Origin of the sequence: Candidatus Poriferisodalis sp. (genome assembly GCF_965208485.1) — a bacterium.
Taxonomy (GTDB): domain Bacteria; phylum Actinomycetota; class Acidimicrobiia; order Acidimicrobiales; family Poriferisodalaceae; genus Poriferisodalis.
Genome location: NZ_OZ242344.1, coordinates 3,773,939 through 3,793,498, shown reverse-complemented (window position 1 = coordinate 3,793,498; position 19,560 = coordinate 3,773,939). Strand labels below are relative to the sequence as shown.

General features: G+C 66.3%; 7 protein-coding genes. All 7 read right to left on the bottom strand.

Annotation, left to right across the window (positions count from 1 at the left end; all coding sequences use genetic code 11):
• Positions 1-192 precede the first annotated feature (192 nt).
• Positions 193-6,462 carry a leucine-rich repeat domain-containing protein gene (locus ACOGXQ_RS17470; protein ID WP_419944879.1) on the bottom strand — a complete coding sequence of 2,090 codons (6,270 nt, stop codon included), beginning with the start codon at positions 6,460-6,462 and terminating at the stop codon, positions 193-195.
• Between the two features lie 214 nt (positions 6,463-6,676).
• Positions 6,677-7,735, bottom strand: coding sequence for a hypothetical protein (locus tag ACOGXQ_RS17465; RefSeq protein WP_419944878.1), 1,059 nt, complete (start codon positions 7,733-7,735; stop codon positions 6,677-6,679).
• Positions 7,736-7,879: 144 nt separating this feature from the next.
• Positions 7,880-8,437: a hypothetical protein gene (locus ACOGXQ_RS17460; RefSeq protein ID WP_419944877.1), complete on the bottom strand. Its 558-nt coding sequence runs from the start codon at positions 8,435-8,437 to the stop codon at positions 7,880-7,882.
• A gap of 128 nt (positions 8,438-8,565) precedes the next feature.
• Positions 8,566-9,885, bottom strand: a complete 1,320-nt coding sequence (locus ACOGXQ_RS17455) for an ATP-binding protein (RefSeq protein WP_419944876.1) — start codon at positions 9,883-9,885, stop codon at positions 8,566-8,568.
• A 167-nt stretch (positions 9,886-10,052) separates the two neighbouring features.
• Positions 10,053-10,211 (bottom strand): hypothetical protein, encoded by a 159-nt coding sequence (locus tag ACOGXQ_RS17450; RefSeq protein ID WP_419944875.1) that lies wholly within the window; start codon positions 10,209-10,211, stop codon positions 10,053-10,055.
• A gap of 33 nt (positions 10,212-10,244) precedes the next feature.
• Positions 10,245-11,822, bottom strand: coding sequence for a glutamine-hydrolyzing GMP synthase (gene guaA, locus ACOGXQ_RS17445; protein ID WP_419944874.1), 1,578 nt, complete (start codon positions 11,820-11,822; stop codon positions 10,245-10,247).
• 102 nt (positions 11,823-11,924) lie between these two features.
• A complete protein-coding gene (locus tag ACOGXQ_RS17440) occupies positions 11,925-19,514 on the bottom strand; it encodes a fibronectin type III domain-containing protein (protein WP_419944873.1) in 7,590 nt (2,529 codons plus the stop codon).
• Positions 19,515-19,560 lie beyond the last annotated feature (46 nt).

Genomic DNA, 19,560 nt, shown 5'->3' with positions numbered 1-19,560 from the left:
TCGATCAGCGGCCGCGGATCGGCGGTTGCATGATGTGGGGCCACGCGAAGCGCGCCTCGCCGAACGGCACCTCGATCACCGCCGTCAGCCCTGCCATCGGGTCAGCAGGCCGGCAGGCGCATCGGCGTGGCCGGTCGCAGCGGTTGGTGCGGTCCGCTGCGACCTCCGTCTGGTTCGTTTGGCGTGCTGCGCCTATGGGGCGGTCTGGTTGTTGCGTCCGGTGACGGTGAGCCCGGTGTGGTTGTCGATGGGTGTGAAGTCGGTGATGTGGTTGCCGGCGAGGTCGAGGGTGAGCAGTGCTGTGAAGTCCTCGAGCACGCTGATGTCGGCGATCTGGTTGTCGGCGATGTTCAGATGCCACATGGCGGTGCTGGCGGAGAGCGCGCTGATGTCGCCGATCTGGTTGTCGGCGGCCTCCAAGTGCCGCAGCCGGGTGAGGCCGCGCAGGGGTTCGAGGCTGGTGATGCTGTTGCGGGAGATCAGCAGGTTCCGCAGCCCGGTGAGGTTGCGCAGCGGCTCGATGCTGGTGTGGTCGTTGTCGACGGTGACCAGGGTGGCGAGATTGGCGAGCCCCGCGACAGGTGTGAGGTCGCTGTGGCCGACCCCCGACATCCGCAGATGCTCCAGGCTCGTCAGCGCAGCCAGCGTGTCGATGCTGTGGAGGGGGTTGCCGCCGATCTGCAGGCTCCTCAATGATGTGAGACCGGCGAGCGGCGTGATGTCCGCGGCGCCCACGGCGACCACGGCCAGCCGCTCCAGACCGGTGAGCGCGGCGAGCGGGCTGAGGTCGCCGATGTCGTTGAAGCTCAACGACAGGTACTCCAGGTCCTCCAGTGCCGGCATTGCCGCGAGGCTGGTGATGCCGTTGTCCAACAGACGCAACTCCCGCAGAGCGTCCATGCCGGCGAGCTGCGCGAGGTCGGTGAAGCCGTTGCGGTACAGATCCAGCTCAGCCAGCACAGCCAGACCGCTGACCGGTGAGATGTCGGTGACGCGGTTGTCCGCGATGTCCAGCACACCCAAGACCACCGCGTGCTCGAGGCCCGCCAGGCTGACGATGCGGCCCGCGTCGTCGCTGCCCCGATAGTCGAGCTGTTCGAGCATCGCGACCCGCCCCACCACTAGCGGTGTGCCGGCGGCCAAGCCGAGCTCATCGCGTATCGCGGCGGCGAGCACCCCGTCGACCACGCCTGCGGGGGTGTCGCGCTGGGGCAGCGAATGCACCACACCGGGCGCCGCGAACGGCCCCGCCACGTCGACCAGCTCGTTGAAGCGCACATCGAGATAGCGATAACCCGCCGACCCGGCCACCCACTTAGCTGGCAGCTCGACAATCTGGTTGCCCGACAGCCACACCGACTCCACGCCGGCGCCGAGCACCGGCCCGAGCGGGCCGATCGCGGCGATGTCGTTGTCGAACAGGTACAGGTCCTCCAGCGACACCAGGCCACCCAGCGCCGAGATGTCGGCGATGTCGTTGCCGCCCAGGCCCAGCGTCTCCAACCCGGTCAACGCAGACAGCGAGGACAGCGAGGACACATCGGTGATGTCGTTGAAGTCCGCATACAGCTCCACCAGCGCGGTCAGCGACCCCACCGGCGAGATGTCGGAAATCTCGTTGCCGTACACATACAGCCGCTCAAGTGCCGTCAGCGAGCCCAAGCCGGAGATGTCGTCGATGCCGGTACGGTCCAGCCACAGCACCCGAAGCGACGACATGTCCGCCAGCGCGGAGATGTCCTCTACCGGGTTGGCTGACAGCACAAGGGTCTCGAGCGATGCAAGGCAGGCGAGCGGCGCGAGATCGGTGGCGCCGTGGCCGCTGAGGTCCAACACCCTCAGCGCCGTAGCCGCTTCCAGCCCGCCCAGGTCCGTGATGGCGGCGTCGCTGCCCGAGCCATCAAGGCGCGGCAACCGCAACTCGGTCAGTGCCGACATCTCGGCGACCGTGATCGGATCGCCCGCCGACTTGCCCAGCGCCGCTTCCACCCCTGCGCGCAGCACGGGATCGACGAACTGGACCATGGCAGGGCTGCAATCGGGTGCACTGCGGTCATCGGAGACGTCGGACTTGGTCGTCGGTGCCCCTGACCCGGCAATGTCACTACGCGCCGAGCGCGCCAGGTCGGATTTGCCGGTCGCTCCCGATGCCTGCGCGGCGTCGCCACGGTCGATCGCCACTGTGTATTGGGTACTGCGAGTTGACGCGACGCTGCTTGACACCGTGATCGTCAACTCCGCTCTGAGGGCGGGCTGGGCTGCGCTTGTGGAACCCCAGCAGATCACGGTCCCTGTGGCGTTCAGCGCGCACGAATGCTCTTCGCCTGCCGAAACAGAGGTGAATGAACCCGACGGCGGACTCGATTGCCCGTATCCGTTGTCGCCCCAGCACACCACGGAGCCGTCGGTCTTGAGGCCACACGAGTGCTCTTCGCCTGCCGACACTGCGGTGAACGAACCCGACGGCGCTCTCGACTTACCGTCGTCATTTTCCCCCCAGCATGCGACCGTGGCGTCGTCCTTGACGGCGCAGTTGTGCCGCCACCCCGCGGACAACGCTGTGAACGTGCCGCTCGGCGGCCTCGCCTGACCGTCGTTGTTCAGCCCCCAGCAGCTCAACGAACCACTGGAGAGGATCCCGCACGAATGATTGCCCCCTGCCGCGACCGCCGAATAGGTGCCGCTCGGCGGACGGGACTGGCCGCTGAAGTTGTACCCCCAACAACGCGCGCTGCCTCCGGTAGTCAGCCCGCACGAATGACCCCAACCCGCCGACACCGCAGCGAAGCTGCCCGCTGACGGCCTCGACTGCCCGAAGTAGTTGTCACCCCAGCAGTCGACGCTGCCACTTGATGTCAACGCGCACGCATGACCCCACCCCACTGACACCTGGAAGAACACGCCAGACGGCGCCGCAGTCACCATCGGATAGCTGCCTCCCCAACAGCGCACCGAACCCCCGGTCAACAACCCGCACGAATGAGAATTGCCCGCGTCCATCGACCCGAACCCGCTGCTCGAAGTCAACGCAACCTGATGGCCCCCCACAGCGCTGTCGGCATCGGCAGGGACTACCACCGCAGTGCCGCCCACCGCCGTGTGTCCGACCGTCACCAGACCCACCTCGGATGGCACGACCACCCGATAGGCCAAGACCTCCGAATCGAACCCAGGCATCAGCTCATAGGGCAGACACCCCGCACCCGGACAGTCAGACTCGCCCGTCTCGGCACGCACAGACAGCGACAACAGGCTCGGCGGATCCTCTGCTCTCACCGTGTACACGCGCTCGGGTCCGAAGCCGAACAGCGACGACACCCGGATAGTCAGCACGGCGCCCGGCGTGAGAAACACCGAACCGCCCTCAGCCACCTCGTTGCCAAGGTCGTCGAACGCCGCGACCTCCAGACCAAGACGCGCTGCGTCGCTGAGCGTCCAGTTCGCCCTCACGGCGTCGGCAACGGCCTGCACCGTGTACTCGAACGTGTCCGACACAAAACCGCCGGTCAGAAGCTCGAGCCCGCTGTCGGTGTCAGTGAGCGTCAACGTCGCCAGCTCTGCCGGATTCGACTTGCCGAGCGCATCGTCTCCCCAGCAGGTCACGCTCGCGAACCGGCCCAGCGCGCAGCTGTGGCCCTCACCGGCCGACACCCGAGCGAAGCGCCCGGTCGGCGCATCGTTCTGGCCGAGCGAGTTGCGCCCCCAACAGGTGACCGAGTCGGTGCCGGCCTCGCGGGCGCAGGTGTGATGCGCGCCCGCGGCGATGCCAGCGAATTCGCCGCCCGGCGCACTCAGCTGACCGTACGTGCTGTCTCCCCAACAGAAGATGTTCGAACTCACATTGACGACACACGTGTGTGCAGCACCTGCCGCGACCTCCAGGACTGCCCACGGCAGGGTGGCGGGCGGCAACCGGCCATCGCCGTCATCGCCCCAGCACACCAAGTCCGACGAATTCGTGACAGCACACGTGTGCGCCGCTCCGGCCACAATCGTCTTCGCACGGTCCTCAGGCTCGGAACCGAACCGGTCGAACGGCACTTCGGTCTGGCCCTGCGTGTTGTCACCCCAGCACACGACGCCCCGATCGGGCCGCAGCCCGCACACGTGAGCGTCGCCGACAGCGATCTCGACGAACTTGCCCTCGGGAGCGTCGGCCGTGCCCGAACCCGCCACCGCCGTTGTCAGCGCCGCGGGGACATCGCCCCAGCACTGCACCGCACCATCGATGCGGATACCGCACACATAGCCGACAGTCGGTGCAGACGACAACGACGCAAACGCAAACACCGGCGTCTCGCTTGCCACGGCACTGGCGCCCCAGCACAGCACCTGACCGCTCGCCCGCAGACCACACGCATGCTCGCTGCCCGCCGTCACCTGCACAAACCCGCCATGAGGACCCTTCGGAGTCACACCCGCCAGCAACAGACGCCCAAGCTGGGCAACTGCATCAGCCGGATCCACAATCCCTCGCCCAAACTCCCGAGTCGGACGAGGCACGATCCGATCGTCGCCCTCACGGCCCCGCGGCGTGCGGGACGGAACAGGCCGCAGACTCAGGTCGGGAACACGTGGCTCGATCGCAGAATGCTCCAGGGCAGCACGGACCTGCCCCACCGTCGCACCCGGATGGCGGTTCAGCATGTGCGCAACAACCCCCGACACATACGCCGCCGCTGCCGATGTCCCTCCTGCCTGTCCGGTGCCGCATCCGTCGACTGTTGTGCATTTCGTCGTTGACAAGACTTGCCCACCGGGCGCCGCGACATCTAACGATTCGTTCGCTGAACTCGACGCCCTGCGCTCGCCGGTCTCGTCAACGGCACCAACGGCAATGGCATTGCCCTGCAAGCTGAATGCGCCGGGCCGACGAAGCTCGTCTCGCCTGCTGCATCCTTCAACTTCATAGGCATAGAGTTCCCGACCTTCGTCGTCAGGCCCGACGACGCGGCCGTCACCGCAGTTCCCCGCGCTCGCGACTGACACAACTCCAAGCATCGCCGCGGCACGTAGCGCGAGTTCGAAGGTGTCATCGGTGACCTCCGAACTAATCTCGACCCCGCCGACGGTTTCGTCGTCACTCTGGCTCTGCCCGAGTGGTGTCGAGAGCGAAGCGCTGATGACGCGGGCACCATGATTCACCGCTGTCGCGACGGCTGCCGTCAGCGGCATGACTGTGGAGCAACCCAGAGGCAGTTCCAGACCGCTGGGATCTGTTACTTGAATGGGGAGCAGCTTCGCATCCGGCGCGACACCCGCGACATAGCTGTTCTCTTCAGAGTTTCTCGCGTGTTCGGCGGCGATGATGCCCGCCATGAGCGTGCCATGTGGTGTCGCGCCGACTCGATGGCAGGAATCAAGTCCTCCGGTGACGATCTGGTCGTCGAGGTCAGGATGCCCCTCGTCAACACCCGTGTCCAAGACGGCAACCGTGACCGGGTTCTCGCTCTTCCAGTCGGCCCATAGCCGGTTCATTGTCGGCTGTGGGAGATGCCACTGCACTGTAGGCATCTCCTCCGTGTGCGGGAGGCCGGTCTCGTTGTGATGGCCATCGGTATGGGGTGCGTGCGCCCCGTCATCGTGAGCGACCTGCGCGCCTCTGGGCGGCACGCCCACGGCGAACACGGTGTCCTCGTCTGCCAATAGCTCGCGTACCTGATCGGCAGTGCGGCCTGCCAACTCGACGTACTCCACCACCAGGCAGCCCCAGGCGATTCGCACCACCTCCGCGACAGTGAGCACAGCATCGGCGTCCGCGAGGCTCGCGGGCGGGTCCACGACGGTGACGCCCGCGACATCGAGGGCCGGAGCCGAATCACAGTTCGCATCGCCGGGGGTGACCGTCGCCGCAGACTCTCGCAGCCTCTCAAGGTCGATCCCTGAACGCGTCGGGGTGGTGAATGGATCGAAGCTCGCCAGCTCATCTGAGCTCGACGCGGTCGACTCCGGCACTTCGACCTCGACGCTGTGCGACCACGGTGCCAAGCTCTCGGCGTTTCGTGCCCGAACAGCGAACCAATGCGCCTCGGCGTCCGGCGGCAGACCGGCCACCAGCGCAGACGAGCCGTCGAGCTCAACCACCACGCCATCGACATCGCCATTGGCATCGAGCAGCAGCCACTGACCGTTCACCAGAGCGATGACCTCATAGCCGTCAGCGTCCGGCACGTCACCCCAGTCCAATGAGACGACACCAGGTGCCCGCCATTCGCCCTCAAGATCGGTTACCGAAGCCAAGGAAATCAGCGCAGCCTCGGACTGTTGAGCTGGAACGGGATCATCGCCAGCTGTCGCTGTGTGGCCTGCGTGGTGCCCGCGCTCGGGGCCACCTGGCTCGGTCGTCAGCGCAGAGCTCGACAGTTCCTCGACAGGCGAATTCACCGCCGCTGCGGATGCGGGCAGCAAGGCCACGAACGCGACGATGCACGCGCAGGCTCGCAGAAACCGACCTCTGAGCATGACAGACCTCCACCTGGAGAAAGCGAATACAGACAACTACTCAATGAGGCGCGCACCGTAGTAGCTGCAACTGCATCGCCACGGCATTTCGAGGCACCCGACAACGACGCCAGCGGGCAGCTCGCCGCCTCCGGCGCGACACGTGCCGGTACTCAGTGATGCCGCAAGCCGCCCAGCGGCTCGCGCACCGGATGCGTGCCTCTATTGCCCGCTGCTACTGCTGCTCGCCCAAGTCGATGCGATTCGGGGCCGACGAGTACGACTCGAGCAACTCGGCGATACGGGCATTGTGCGGCAAACCGCTGCCGCAACCGACCGACTCGGCACTCTCAGAGTCCGGGACACACGCCCAGATCGCCCACGGATCGGACCCGTAGTCGTAGACCTCCCACGGCCCGTGAGTTCCCGGCAGGAATCCCCGAACGCCCAGTCCCCACTCAGCAGTCAGGCAGCCTCGGCGGAATCTGAAGACCCTCAACACAACCGCCTGCTGCCCGTAGCCATCGTCGGGCTCTGTCGGAGCCGGGCACGCGAACGGCGCGTCGGGCAACAGCGGCCACTCATCAGGCGGCCGGCCAACAAAGCCTGCCTGAAGCTCACGCGCGCTGGCCGCCTCGGCCTCGCTCGGCCATCCCCATGTGAGATGCGCAGGCGCCCGAGCCACCCACGGCGGGCACGCCGGTACACCCTCATGCCACGGGAACCTGCCCCAGAACGGCGCCACGACAACCTGCGGAGACCACCCCCTCCTGTACCCGCGCTCGAGCACACCCCATCTGTCGATGTTCCCATACCCGCGATACCTCCAGACCGAGCGGTGGCAGCTGTACTCGTCGGCTTGGGTCAGCACCTCATGCGAGAACAGTTCCATCCCATCGTGCCTCGGCATGCCCTCGTTGTGCACCGCGACGATGAAGGGGTCGGACTCGAAGTACCGCTCGATGTCGGGCCTGTAGCTGTCGAGAATCCAAGCCTCGTGGGCCTGCTGGGACCACAGGCATCCGCGCCGCACCCGATACACCACCACATACGTGTCGCCGTCGGGCACATCCTCGGGACACGGCGCGTCAGGATCGATCGGCGGGAACACATCAGTGCCGCCCCCGGCATACACCCGCTGCAGCTCCCGCGCCGCCGCGACCTCAGCCTCGCTCGGCGGCCCCCACAGCTCATGACCCGAAGCCTCGAACACACCCGGTTCCCCGCTGCACGCCGACACCAACACAACCGCCAGCACCACCACCGCCAACCGAACCCGAACCTGCCGCCGCATCAGGACACAGATTCTGCCCGCTACGACCGAAGCCCCCGCAGCATGCATGCAGGTCCGGCAATGACACGCAGGTCGCATCCGACCGCGCCCCCAGCAAGACGACTGCGCCCGCTGCGCGCCTTCCCGCACAGCCGCGAGCCGGCGCTACTGATGCTCGCCCAAGTCGATGCGGCGTGGAGGTGGCGAGTGAGTCGCACTCAGTTCAGCGATGCGGTCGTAGTGCGGGAGATGACTCGAGCATCCAGCGACCCCGAGATTGCCGCCCCATGTGATGCAGGCCCAGATCGCCCACGGATCGGACTCATAGTCATAGGCGTCCCAAGGCCCCACCACTGCGGGCAGGTCGGGCGGGATCGGCGCCCACTGCGCGATCAGGCAGCCCTCGCGGTACCGGTAGACCCTCAGCCCCGTCAGATGCGGTTGGTCGTCGAAGTACATGGGTGGAGAGGGGTCTACAGGGTTGGGACACACGCGTGGCGCCTCGGGCAACAGCGGCCACTCATCAGGAGATCGGCCAACGAATCTTGCTTGCAGCTCACGGGCGCGGTCCGCCTCGACGAGGGACGGCGGCCCCCACTGAAAGTACCCAGGCGCCAAGGCCACCCAAGGCGGACACTCCGGCGCGTCCTCGTGCCACGGAAACTTGCCGAAACCGGGCACCTTGACTACCTCCGCAGACCGGTCGACGCCGTTCCCGCGCAAGCTGGACCGCCTGCCGCTGTCGGAGATCGTCTTCGACGAGACCTAGGGCAACCCGACCTACTGAGTTCGTCAGCCCTTGGTGAGGGCTTGGAGCCCCGGCAGGTGCGCCCGCAGACCGGTCGACGTGGTCACCGGGTCCACAGGTGCTCGATCGGCAGCAGATACATACGGTCGCCAAGCTTGAGCGCATGGTTGCCCGTGTGCAGCAACACGCCCGCTGCGAACGATCCTGACTCGGTTCGATCCATGAGATCCCGCAGCCATGTCAGGTTGGCCATCTGAGACGGTGCCGGCGAAGCTGACGCCTTGATCTCGACAGCAACCAGACGTCCGTCCGGGCGCTCAAGCACGAGATCGACTTCGCGGCCTGCGTTGTCACGGAAGTGATGCAAGTCAATCGCCTCGTCGGCCGCTGATATCTGCTGGACGATCTCGTTGACCACGAAGGTCTCGATGAGAGGACCGGTCAACGTGGCGTTGGGGTGACGCAACGCAGCAGCGTCGAGCCGCAGTAGCGCCGTGGCGAGACCCGTGTCGACCATGTGCAACTTCGGTCGCCGGATAGCCCGGCGAGTGCGATTTCGCGCCCAAGCCGGCAGTTCATGCACCAAGAAGACGGTGCGCATCCAGCCGAGGTAGCTCTCGACTGTGCGACGATCGATGCCCAGACGCCGGGACCAGTCGGCGAGGTTCGTCTCCGAAGCGGTGCTTGCGGCAGCGAGACGGATCAGGCGATGCATCGCCGGCACCGCTCGCACCGCCCCCAATGTCACGATGTCGCGGTTCAGCACCGTGGTCACGTAGCTGTCGAACCAGCGCTGTCTCGCTCTTCCTTCCAGTTCGAATGGCTCGGGGTAGCCACCGCGACACAGCCGTCGCAGGTAGCCGTCGCGGGTCGTATCTACGGAACTTCCGAGCCGGAATTCGCCTCGGAACCAACCTGCCGCTGCGGAACTGCCATCGGCGGTGTCAGAGCCAAGGCGACTGGATCCGTCCGTCCCGCCGTCGCCGCGGGCGCGAGCTGCGTGCACCGCCAGCTCCGATTGCGACAGCGGCCAGAGCTGAACAATCGCCACGCGGCCCGCCAGCGATTCGCTGATGGTCGGCACGGTCAAGAAGTTCGTGGAACCGGTCAGCAGGAAGCGTCCTGGCTCGCCGTGGTCGTCTACCGCCATCTTCACTGCGCGGACCAGCGGATCGCCGCCGAATTGGACCTCGTCGATCACCAGCGGGTGAGGCTGGTTGAGCAGGAACGTCAGCGGATCGTCGAGAGCCGCAGCGCGGACCGCCGGATCGTCGAGCGTGGTGTAGGTGCCGCCCCGCTCGGCTGCCACGACCCGTGCCAGCGTGCTCTTGCCGCATTGCCGCGCACCGTGCAGCACCACGACCCGGAACGTGTCGAGAGCGGCATGGAGCTGCTGCTGTGCTCGACGCTCGACATATTCCATTTGCTCATCCTAGGCCAGAAGGCGACTTCTGACAGCATTCTGACGTCAATTTTGTCTAGTGTCTAATGTCAATTTAACCGAGCCAATGCATGCATACTCCGACATAGCTCAAATGTCGAGCCTTCGCGGTTTTGTGGGATGGGGCTGCTGGGCTCGGCGGGGTCAGGTTAGGCAACGAGGATGCCGCGGGCTTCGAAGTTCTCGTAGTTGGTGAAGCCGTGTGCTCGGGCATCCGGCCGGCCCGCCGCCAGCGCGGCAGGGATGTCCGTTTGTCCATTCTCGTCCGACAGCGCCGACCCAAGGCGGCAGTCTGGCGCGTCGGCCAACTCCCTAGTCCGCTGCCCTATCTCGCCAAGGAGCTATTCCCACTCGATCGTGCCGGGGGGCTTGGAGGTGATGTCGTAGACGACGCGGTTGACGCCGGGTACCTCGTTCACGATGCGCGACGAGATCTGCTCGAGCAACTCGTGCGGCAGGCGAGCCCAATCGGCCGTCATCGCGTCCTCGCTGGTGACCGCACGCACGATGATCGGCCGGGCGTAAGTGCGCTCGTCGCCCATCACGCCGACGCTGCGGATGTCGGCCAGCACGGCGAACGCCTGCCACACCTCGCCGTCGAGTCCGGCCGCGGCGATCTCGGAGCGCACGATCACGTCGGCCGCTCGCACCGTCTCGACTGCCTCGGGCGTGACCTCGCCCACGATGCGCACGCCCAGGCCCGGCCCGGGAAACGGCTGGCGCTGCACGATCTCGGGCGGCAAACCCAGCTCGGCGCCCACCGCACGCACCTCGTCCTTGAACAGGTTCCGCAGCGGCTCCACCAGCTCGAAGGTCATGTCGGGGGGCAATCCGCCCACGTTGTGGTGACTCTTGATCTTGGCCGCGGTGGGCGAACCTGATTCGATCACGTCGGGATACAGCGTTCCCTGCACCAGGAAACGGGCGTCGGTGATGCCGCCGGCCGCCCGCTCGAAGATGCGCACGAACTTCTCGCCGATGATCTTGCGCTTGTCCTCGGGGTCGGTGACGCCCGACAGCGCCTCGAAGAACTCGTCGGCGGCCCGCTCATGGATCAGCTCGATCCCCTGCGTGCGCCGGAACGTCTCGGTGACCTGCTCGCCCTCGCCGGCGCGCATGAGCCCGGTGTCCACGAAGACGCAGGTGAGCTGGCTGCCGATGGCCCGCTGGGTGAGCGCAGCGGCCACGGCACTGTCGACGCCGCCCGACAGCCCGCAGATGGCCCGAGCCGAGCCGACTTGGGCCCGGATGGCCTCGATGCTCTCGGTGATCACATTGGCCATCGTCCACTCGGAATTGATCTGGCAGATGCCATGCAGGAATCGCTCGAGCTGGGCCTGGCCGCCGGGGGTGTGCATCACCTCAGGGTGGTACTGCACGCCGTAGAAGCGCCGCCGGGGGTCTTCGATCACCGCGGCGGGGCTGCCGGCCGTGGAAGCCGTGACCGCAAAGCCTTCGGGCGGCTCGGTGACAGCATCGAAGTGGGACATCCACACTGGCTCGGCCGCCGCCGCACTGTCGCCGGGGTCAGCGAGCAGATCAGAGAACACCCCGGAACTGGTCAGCGTGGTTCGGCCGTACTCGCCGCGCCCGCTGCGATCCACTCTGCCGCCGAGGTCGCGAGCCAGCAGTTGACTCCCATAGCAGATGCCCAGGATCGGCACGCCCAGCTCATAGACACCGGGATCGATCCCGGGGGCGCCGTGGACATGCACCGAGGCAGGGCCACCGCTGAAGATGATCGCCGTCGGCGAACGCGCTGCCAGTTCGGCGGCGCTGATCGTGTGGGGAACGAGTTCGGAGTAGACCCGCGCCTCGCGCACCCGCCGGGCGATCAGCTGCGCGTACTGCGCGCCGAAATCCACCACCAAGACCGTCGGGTGAGCGGCCGAGGCGGCCGCTGGGGCATGTGGGAACATGGTTCAGTCGCCGCCGCTGCGCCAAAGCCGTAAGAGCAGCGAGGGTACCGCAGGGGCTGCCGTGATCGGCGTGCGTTCAGCGGGCGGCCGAACGCACGCCGATCACGGGCGGCCGAGGATCCTCCGGGCAATGCTGGCGGCAGTGTGCGTCCGCGTGGCACCGGTGAAGCGACGGGTGTCCGTATCGGGCGAGGCAGTCGTCACAGCAGCCTCGACGTCGGGACTGACTGCGGCGGCGCCGCCGACAATGTCGACGCGCCGAGGCTGGAGCTCTGCGACGAGCATGACGGTTGCGGCGGGGAGCTCGGCGGTTCGGGTGTACACCACCGCTGAGTCGGGCGTCGCTGCCGCGAGCGTCGCGGCTGCACCGATATCGGGCGGACTCCAGCCATTTGCGATGACCAAGACGATCTCGGCCGGCTCGCCCTCCGCGTCAGTTGTGCTGACAGCAGGCAGCACACGTCGAGCCACCTCCACTGCCGTCTCGGCGCGATCAGCGCCCGCAATGCGCTCGATGCCGACATCGCTGGCATCGGATGCCGCCATGCGGATTGCGTTCTCGACATCTGCGCTCACCGCAGCAGTCCCGCCGACAATGACGACGCGCTCCGGCTGGTATTCGGCGATGACCGCCGCCGTCCGCTCGGGCAGGCGATCCGCTGCCGTGTACAGCACTGCGCTGCGCGGTGTCCGCGCGGCCAGAGCTGCCGCGGCGCCGATGTCAGACGGGCTCCAGCCATTTGCGATCACGAGCGTTACCGCTCCTGTGGCACCGGGTTCACCCAGCGCGTGCTGCGCAACAGCAGCGGCTGTCGCTGCGCGGTCGATGCCGGTGATCCGCTCGGGTGCGTTGCGGCCGCCACTGCGATGGGCCTCGGTCAGCGCAGTGCCGCTCACCGCGGCCGGTCCTCCCACAACGACAATGCGCTGCGGCCGATACTCCTCGAGCAGTTCGGCCGAGACTCGCGACAGCCTCTCCGCTGTGGTGAAGATCACCGCAGACTGCTCTGTGCGTGCGGCCAGAGCCGTTGCGACGCCCACGTCAGGGGGACTCCAGCCATTCGCCAGAATCACCGTTGCGGTGCTGTCGTTGTCGTCGCCGCTGTCGCCGCCACCACCGACAGCACCACCACCACCGACAGCACCACCACCGACAGCACCACCACCGACAGCACCACCACCGACAGCACCACCACCGACATCGTTCTCGTCGACTGCACCGCCGCGAGATGAGATGAGGGTCACCTCTGCTTCGACTGCGTCGTCGTCGACGATGTATCCGGTCGCCGTGCTCTGGCTGCTCAGGAATGCCTTGAAAGGCTGCGAGAGCGACAGGATGAACTGCTCGGTGTCTTCTTCGTCTTCGTCATCGTCAATCGTCACCTCAATCGACGCCTCGGTCTCACCAGCGGCGATGGTGAGGGTGCCGCTGGCAGACGTGTAATCGGTGCCGGCAAGGGCGATGCGCTCGCTGTCGATCCCGTCGGCCGTCGTGGCATCGCGTGTGGCGTACTCCACCAAGACGTCTGCACGGGTGGGCGCACTGAGAACGACCATGAAGACCAGTTCGCCGGCACTCTCAGACGCGCTCGCACGCGTCACGGACAGACCGCGCAGCGGGGCCGGCGCTCCTTCAACGGTCACCCAAGGACCTGGCGTGGGTGCGCCGTTCACGGCCCGCACTCGCATCCGGTAGCGAACCCCGCCCGAGAGCCCGTCAATGACGTAGGACAAAGTGCCTGTGAGAGCGTCGATGTCGGGTACCGCCTCGGGGACCACGGTCCAGCCCGCGGCGGCGTCCGCTCGCTGGTACTCGATCTCGAAGCCGCTGACTTGCGTCTCGGCACCGTTGAGGGGCGGCTGCCATCTCAGCGTCAACTGGGCGGGCAGTTCTTCAGCCTCCAGCATCTCCACCCTGCCCGGCGCGTCGAGCGGCGTGATCGAAACCTCAGTCCAGTCGCCCGGACCCACGACGTTGACGGCTCGCACCCGCATCTCGTGCTCGGCTGCGTTCGACAGCGATGTCAGCGTGGTGCCGATTCGCGTTGCGGCCATAGCGGGTGCCGCCAAGTCGAGAAGTTTCGGTTCCTGTGTCTCGTCAGCCTCGTAGAACTCGATTTCGTAGCCGGTCACCGGTGTTCCGCCGTCGTCGGCGGGCGGCATCCAGTCGAGACCTGCACGAGCATTTCCCGGCTCGGCCTGCAGATCTCGCACCGGTCCGGGCACGGTGGCGGGAGTTGCGGTGGCCAGCACGCAATCGCTGGTGCCATTGCGATTGCGCGCCCGCACACACACCTCATAGGCAACGCCATTCACCAAGTTCAACAGCTCTGTCTCCAAGGTCCCAGCGTCGACTGACCGTTCCTCGGACCATTCATACGGCAATCCGGCCAGCGGGCCGCTGTCCTGCAGTCCGGTTCCTCTGTGCCGGAAGCGGTACTGGGTGATTGGGAGTCCCCCGTCGTCGACGACAGTCCACGAGACGTCCAGCATCGCGTTGCCGCGGGTGATGACCACATCGGGCGGATCGGGCACAGAGGACGGCGTCACCGTGAAGCCAGCGGGCGGGCCGTAGCCCTCGCTGTTGCGAGCCTGCACCTGCACGGTGTAGGCGGTGCCATTATCCAGCATGTCAATGGTGAACTGCAGCGGGTCGGCATCGGCTGCCACGGTTGCTGCCTCTGTCCAATCGCCGCCTGATCCTGACGCACGGTACCTGACCCGGTAGTCCACAATCGCGCTGCCGTTGTCGCCTGACGGCTGCCATGTGACCATGATCGTCCCGTCAGCAACAACGCCGACAGACGCGGACAGCGCGTCAGGAACCCCCACCGGAGTCCCACTCCCCGAAGCGCACGGGCTTTGACCCAGGCTGTTCACGGCCGCAATGCACACCTCGTATTCCGTGCCGTTCTCCAGATCCGTGTTGTCTGCCAATCTGGAGAGCACATGGCCGGTGGTAACGGTACCGACAGAGTTTTCCGTCCATGTCCCCTGAGACTCGGCAACGCGATACCGCACGATGTATCTCGTCACCGGCTCGCCGCCATCGTCGAGCGGCGGCGACCATGACACCACCAATGAAGCCTCAGCAGGAAGCACCGACACCGCGACGGGCGCTCCGGGCGCTCCGGCCGGGACACCCGTCGCGACGCTGGACCACTGACTCCTGCCGGCGCTGTTGCGGGCCTGCACCGCCACCTCGTAGGTCACTGCGTTGCGCAGTCCCTCGACGGTCCACGGCGACCCCGACGCAGCAGTGGTGTCCGTCACCCACGGTGTCTCCGGCTCGCCCGCCTCGGCCTGAATCCGGTAACGAACCGTGTAGTCGATCACCTCGGGCACAGCCGTCGGCGCGGCCCAGCGCACTTCGAGCTGCCGGTTGCCTCGCGTCACCTGCACCATTGCCGGTGCATCGGGGACAGCGAGCGGAGTCGCTGAAACGGAGGCCCACAGATTCTCCTGGTTAGAACCGTTCACCGCGCGCACTTGGATGGTATACGACTGCCCGTTCGTCAAGCCCGAGACGCGCGCCTCAAATCCCACGGCCGTCGGCGTCAGCGTCGTCGACTGAGTCGTCCAGTCATCTGCAGCAGCGCCGGTCAGCTGGTATCGCACCTCATAGCCGGTGATCTCCTTGCCCCCGTCCGTCACAGGCGCCGTCCAGCTCAGCAGCAGATCCGTCGACCGATCCGGTGTCGCGGTGAGACTTCTAGGAGCCGACGCCGGCCCCACCGGGACGACGCTCGTCTCGGCCCACTCGCCTGAGGTCTGCTCGTTGTTCGCCCGGATCTCGACGACATACTCATGCCCGTTCTCGAGATTGTCGATCACCAGCATGGTCTGATCCGTGCGTCTGGGGTCATTGCGGGGGAGCGAACCGGTTTCGCCGCTGCTGCGTCCGACCCGCTCGCCGAGAACAGTGCCGCTGAACTGTGGTACGGCCGTCTGCTCAGCCGTTTGGTCTTCTCCGCCGTCGTCGCTCGCCGTGACACGCACGTCAAAGGACCGGACTTCGCTGCTGCCCTTGGTCGTGGGCTGCTGCCACGTCAGCGTCGCCGACCGATCACCCGACTCCGCACGGGTGTTGAGAGGCGCATCGGGAGGAGCGGGCAGCACCCGAGTGATGATCTGCGATCGGCGTCCCAGGCCGTCATGGATCGCGACGAGCAGGTACATGGTCATGGTGCTCGCATCGCCCCACAGCCCGGCGAGGTTCCCCGAGTTGACGCCCAAGACGATGTCGCGTGTCTCGTCGCGCTCCTTGGTCGCCATATTGAACGCGTAGACGCGATTGTGCAGCGACTCGGCAACCCACATCGTCGTCCCGTCCGACCACAGCCCCGTGGGATGCAGCGCGCGGCCGAGGTCAGTGAAGTCGTTCGCTGGGTCTCGCGCCGCGGTGTTCAGGTCGAAGGCGTAGATCTTCTCCGAGTAAGTGTCGCCGACCCACAGCGTCGTGGCGTTGCCCCACACGCCCCACGGCTGCCGGATGCCGGCGTTCTCCGACAGGAAATCGGTGAGCGGCCGCAGCGGGTACGAATCCGACACCGTGCGCCCGCTCCGGCTGATCTGATGGACGCCGTAATCGCCGTAGTAGCGGAAGTGCCAGGTGGCCGACTCGACGACGTACATCGATGAGGAGTCTCCCCACAGGCCACGCGGCCGCTGCAAGGGCAGGCTGTCGAAGTCCATGTCGGGATCTCGCTGCTTGGTCGCCAAGTCGTAGGCCCTGATCAACGACGGCGTGGTTTGGTCCGTCACCCACAAAGTGGTGCCGTCGCTCCACACGTCCATCGCGAACCGCGACGTTCCGCTCAAGACATAGAAGCCCTCGCCGGCGCGGCTCCGAGTCACCGCCCACGGACCCGGCACGTCTGAGGAATCGACGGCGCGCACCCGGATCTCATAGAGCGCGCCCGTCGCGAGCCGGGCAAGCCGAGCCTCCGCAGCCGTCGGCGACGGCGCCAGCGTGGACCAAGTCCCGCTGCCGCCGTCGAGACGGCGCCAGCGCAGCTCATACGATGCCGCGCCGGTGACGGCATCCCAAGAGATCGCTATGGCGCGGTCCTCGAGCACCGGGTCCAGCGGATCCTCGTCGGGATCCTCGTCGAACAGCTCCACCGCTCCCTTTGCCGTGAGGCTCTGCGGCATCGAAGGCGCTCCGGCGGCTGTCGGCGTGCCCGCGGACTGCACCCAAGCACTGGCGAATCCGCTGTAGCCGTGCCGCCCGTCGTTGTCGACGGCCCTGACCCTGAGCTGATAGTAGGTGCCGTTGACGAGACCTGTGACGGTCTCGGCCAGCGCGGTGTCATCGCTTCTGGTGACCGATGTCCAGTCGGTGTCGGTGTCGCAGTCGTCTGTGCCGCAGTACTGGACCTCATAGGCGTCGACGAAGTCCGAAGCCGAGGCATCCCAACTCGCCTCGAGCTCGGTGTCGCCCGATGCCACTGTCAGCGCACCCGGACGCAGCGGCCGAGCGGGCAGCCGAACTCCGACGATTCTCTGATGCCCGCCCACCCACATGGTGTCGCCGTCGGACCAGAGCGCTGTCTGGGGAGTCAACCTGCCCGCTATCGGAAGAAACTCTCCTTGCGCCCCCTCCACTGTCGGGATCGAGACGTCCAAGTCCGCGTCGCGCTCTGCTGTCTGAAGGTCGTACGCCGCAAGCCGGTGCGACCTCGGCTCGCTGATCCACGCAGTCGTCCCGTCGGACCAGATGCCGAGATTGTCGCTCGCATCCAGAGTGATGTCCCGGTGACGCCGCCTGATGCCGGATGCCAGATCGTATGCGAACACCTTGTCCAAGCCGTCGTCGAGCACCCAGACGGTCGTGCCGTCGGACCACGCCTCCTGCGTGGACTGTCCGGGCGACTCAACGCTCACGCTGAGATCCTTGGACGCATCACGCGCCTTGGTGCTCTTCGAATAGCCGCGCGCGGTGCCGCTGCTGAACGCCCAGATGGTCGTGCCGTCAGACCAGATGCCCCTCACATCGAAATTCTCGCCGAGGTCGATATCGTCGGAGGCTCGACGAGCGCCGGTCTGGCTGTCGAATGCGAACAGCTTGTTCTCCGATTCCGGACCGATGGCCTCGGTGAACGGAGCGAGCCACAACGACGTGTCATCGGACCATATGCCGGCGACAGCCTCGATGCCGACAGCCTCGAAGTCGATGCCGCCTGCGGTGGTCACCGCTTGACCGCCCGCACCGACGCTGTTGACTGCCTGCAGCGTGAAGTCGTACGGAACGAGGCCCAGCAGATCCTCGACCGTCAGCGTGAACACGCCGTTCCCATCGGCTGTCAGAGAGTCCTCGGTTCTCTCCGCCCAATCAGATCGCGGGGCGAACTGGACCTCGCGATAGCGGATCTTGTAGCCGGTCACCGCGGCCTGCCCGGCGACCGTGTCGGGCGCCTTCCAGCTCAATTCGAACGAGCCCCTGGCGCTGGCGGCCACCTCGAAGTCGTTCGGCGGTCCCGGTGTCCCCGCCGCAGGCTCGTGAGCCGGCGCAGCCGAGCCCCGGACCCAATCGCTGGGTTTTTCCCTGTTCTTGGCGCGTACTTCTACTTCGTAGACTGTGCCGTTGGTCCCGTTGATCGTCTCGGTGGTCGCCAGCGGCGATGAGCGTCTGATCGTCGTCCACGGCCCCGAGCTCCCGGAGCGGTAACGCAGCTGATATTCGGCCACTGCGCTGCTGCCGGACTCGGTGACCGCGTCCCAGCTCGCAGTGATGACCGCGTCCCCCCCCGTGACGACCAAGTTCGCCGGCTCGGCCGGAGGCTCGGCGGACATCGCGATCGCTTCGATGCTCGTCCCAGTCGAGAGCCACATCGTGCTGCCGTCAGACCACATGCCCCGGACCCAGTTCCAAGGAAGATAACCCAAATCCAAGTCAATGCGCTTTTCCTTGGTGTCGAGGTCGTATGCACTGATATTGGCCATGGAAAACAGATCGTCGCGAAGGATCCAGATGACGTCGCCGTCGGACCACGAGTCGACGCTGGAATGGAAACTGGGACTAAAGTACGTGTCGTCCAAGAAGTCCCTGTCGACCACCGCGCCGCCGTCGGAGAGCCGGTACGCCTGCAAGTTCAGTCGCTGTTCGTGGCCCAGCCAGAGAATCTCGCCGTCGGACCACATCCCGGATGGATTGATGTTGCGATCTGAGCTGTTATGGGGGGTCGGGTTGACATCCTTGCTGGTCACCCGTTCTCCGAGAGCAAGATCGGGGTCGGTCAGGTTGTATGCGTAGACACGTGTCCTGCTCACGCCGTCAAAGCTGATAGCCCAGTCGACGACCCACATGGTGGTGCCGTCGGACCACAGGCCCGACGGGCGCGTGGACGCGTTCGGGGAGTCGTTGGAGATCACGAACTCCTTGGACATGTCCCGAGCCTTGGTCTCCATGTCGTAGGCGAAGATCCTCTCGATATTGAAGTCGGCCACCCACATGGTGGTGCCGTCGGACCACAGGCCGGTCGGCTCGGAGTTCTCCGCTGCCAAGGCGAAGCGTTCCGAGTCCACGCGTGTCACCGTTGCGCCGACGCGATCGGCCGGCACTGCTGTCAGCACCGCAGCGGCGCAGGCCATCGCCGCGACGGCCTGCAGCAGCGGCTTGACTGCCCATCGAGATCGGCGTCGTTGGTCGCGGGAACCAGAGGGGGCCATGTCGATACCGGTCGCATGCATCTCAGCGGCCCGTGGAGTTGGCTTGGTGTGATCTCCTAGCACGGCC

Excerpts from the sequence above, each read along its gene's own strand:
- guaA (WP_419944874.1), bottom strand. The coding sequence starts at position 11,822 with ATGTTCCCACATGCCCCAGCGGCCGCCTCGGCCGCTCACCCGACGGTC.
- ACOGXQ_RS17440 (WP_419944873.1), bottom strand. The coding sequence starts at position 19,514 with ATGCATGCGACCGGTATCGACATGGCCCCCTCTGGTTCCCGCGACCAA.
- ACOGXQ_RS17455 (WP_419944876.1), bottom strand. The coding sequence starts at position 9,885 with ATGGAATATGTCGAGCGTCGAGCACAGCAGCAGCTCCATGCCGCTCTC.
- ACOGXQ_RS17465 (WP_419944878.1), bottom strand. The coding sequence starts at position 7,735 with ATGCGGCGGCAGGTTCGGGTTCGGTTGGCGGTGGTGGTGCTGGCGGTT.
- ACOGXQ_RS17470 (WP_419944879.1), bottom strand. The coding sequence starts at position 6,462 with ATGCTCAGAGGTCGGTTTCTGCGAGCCTGCGCGTGCATCGTCGCGTTC.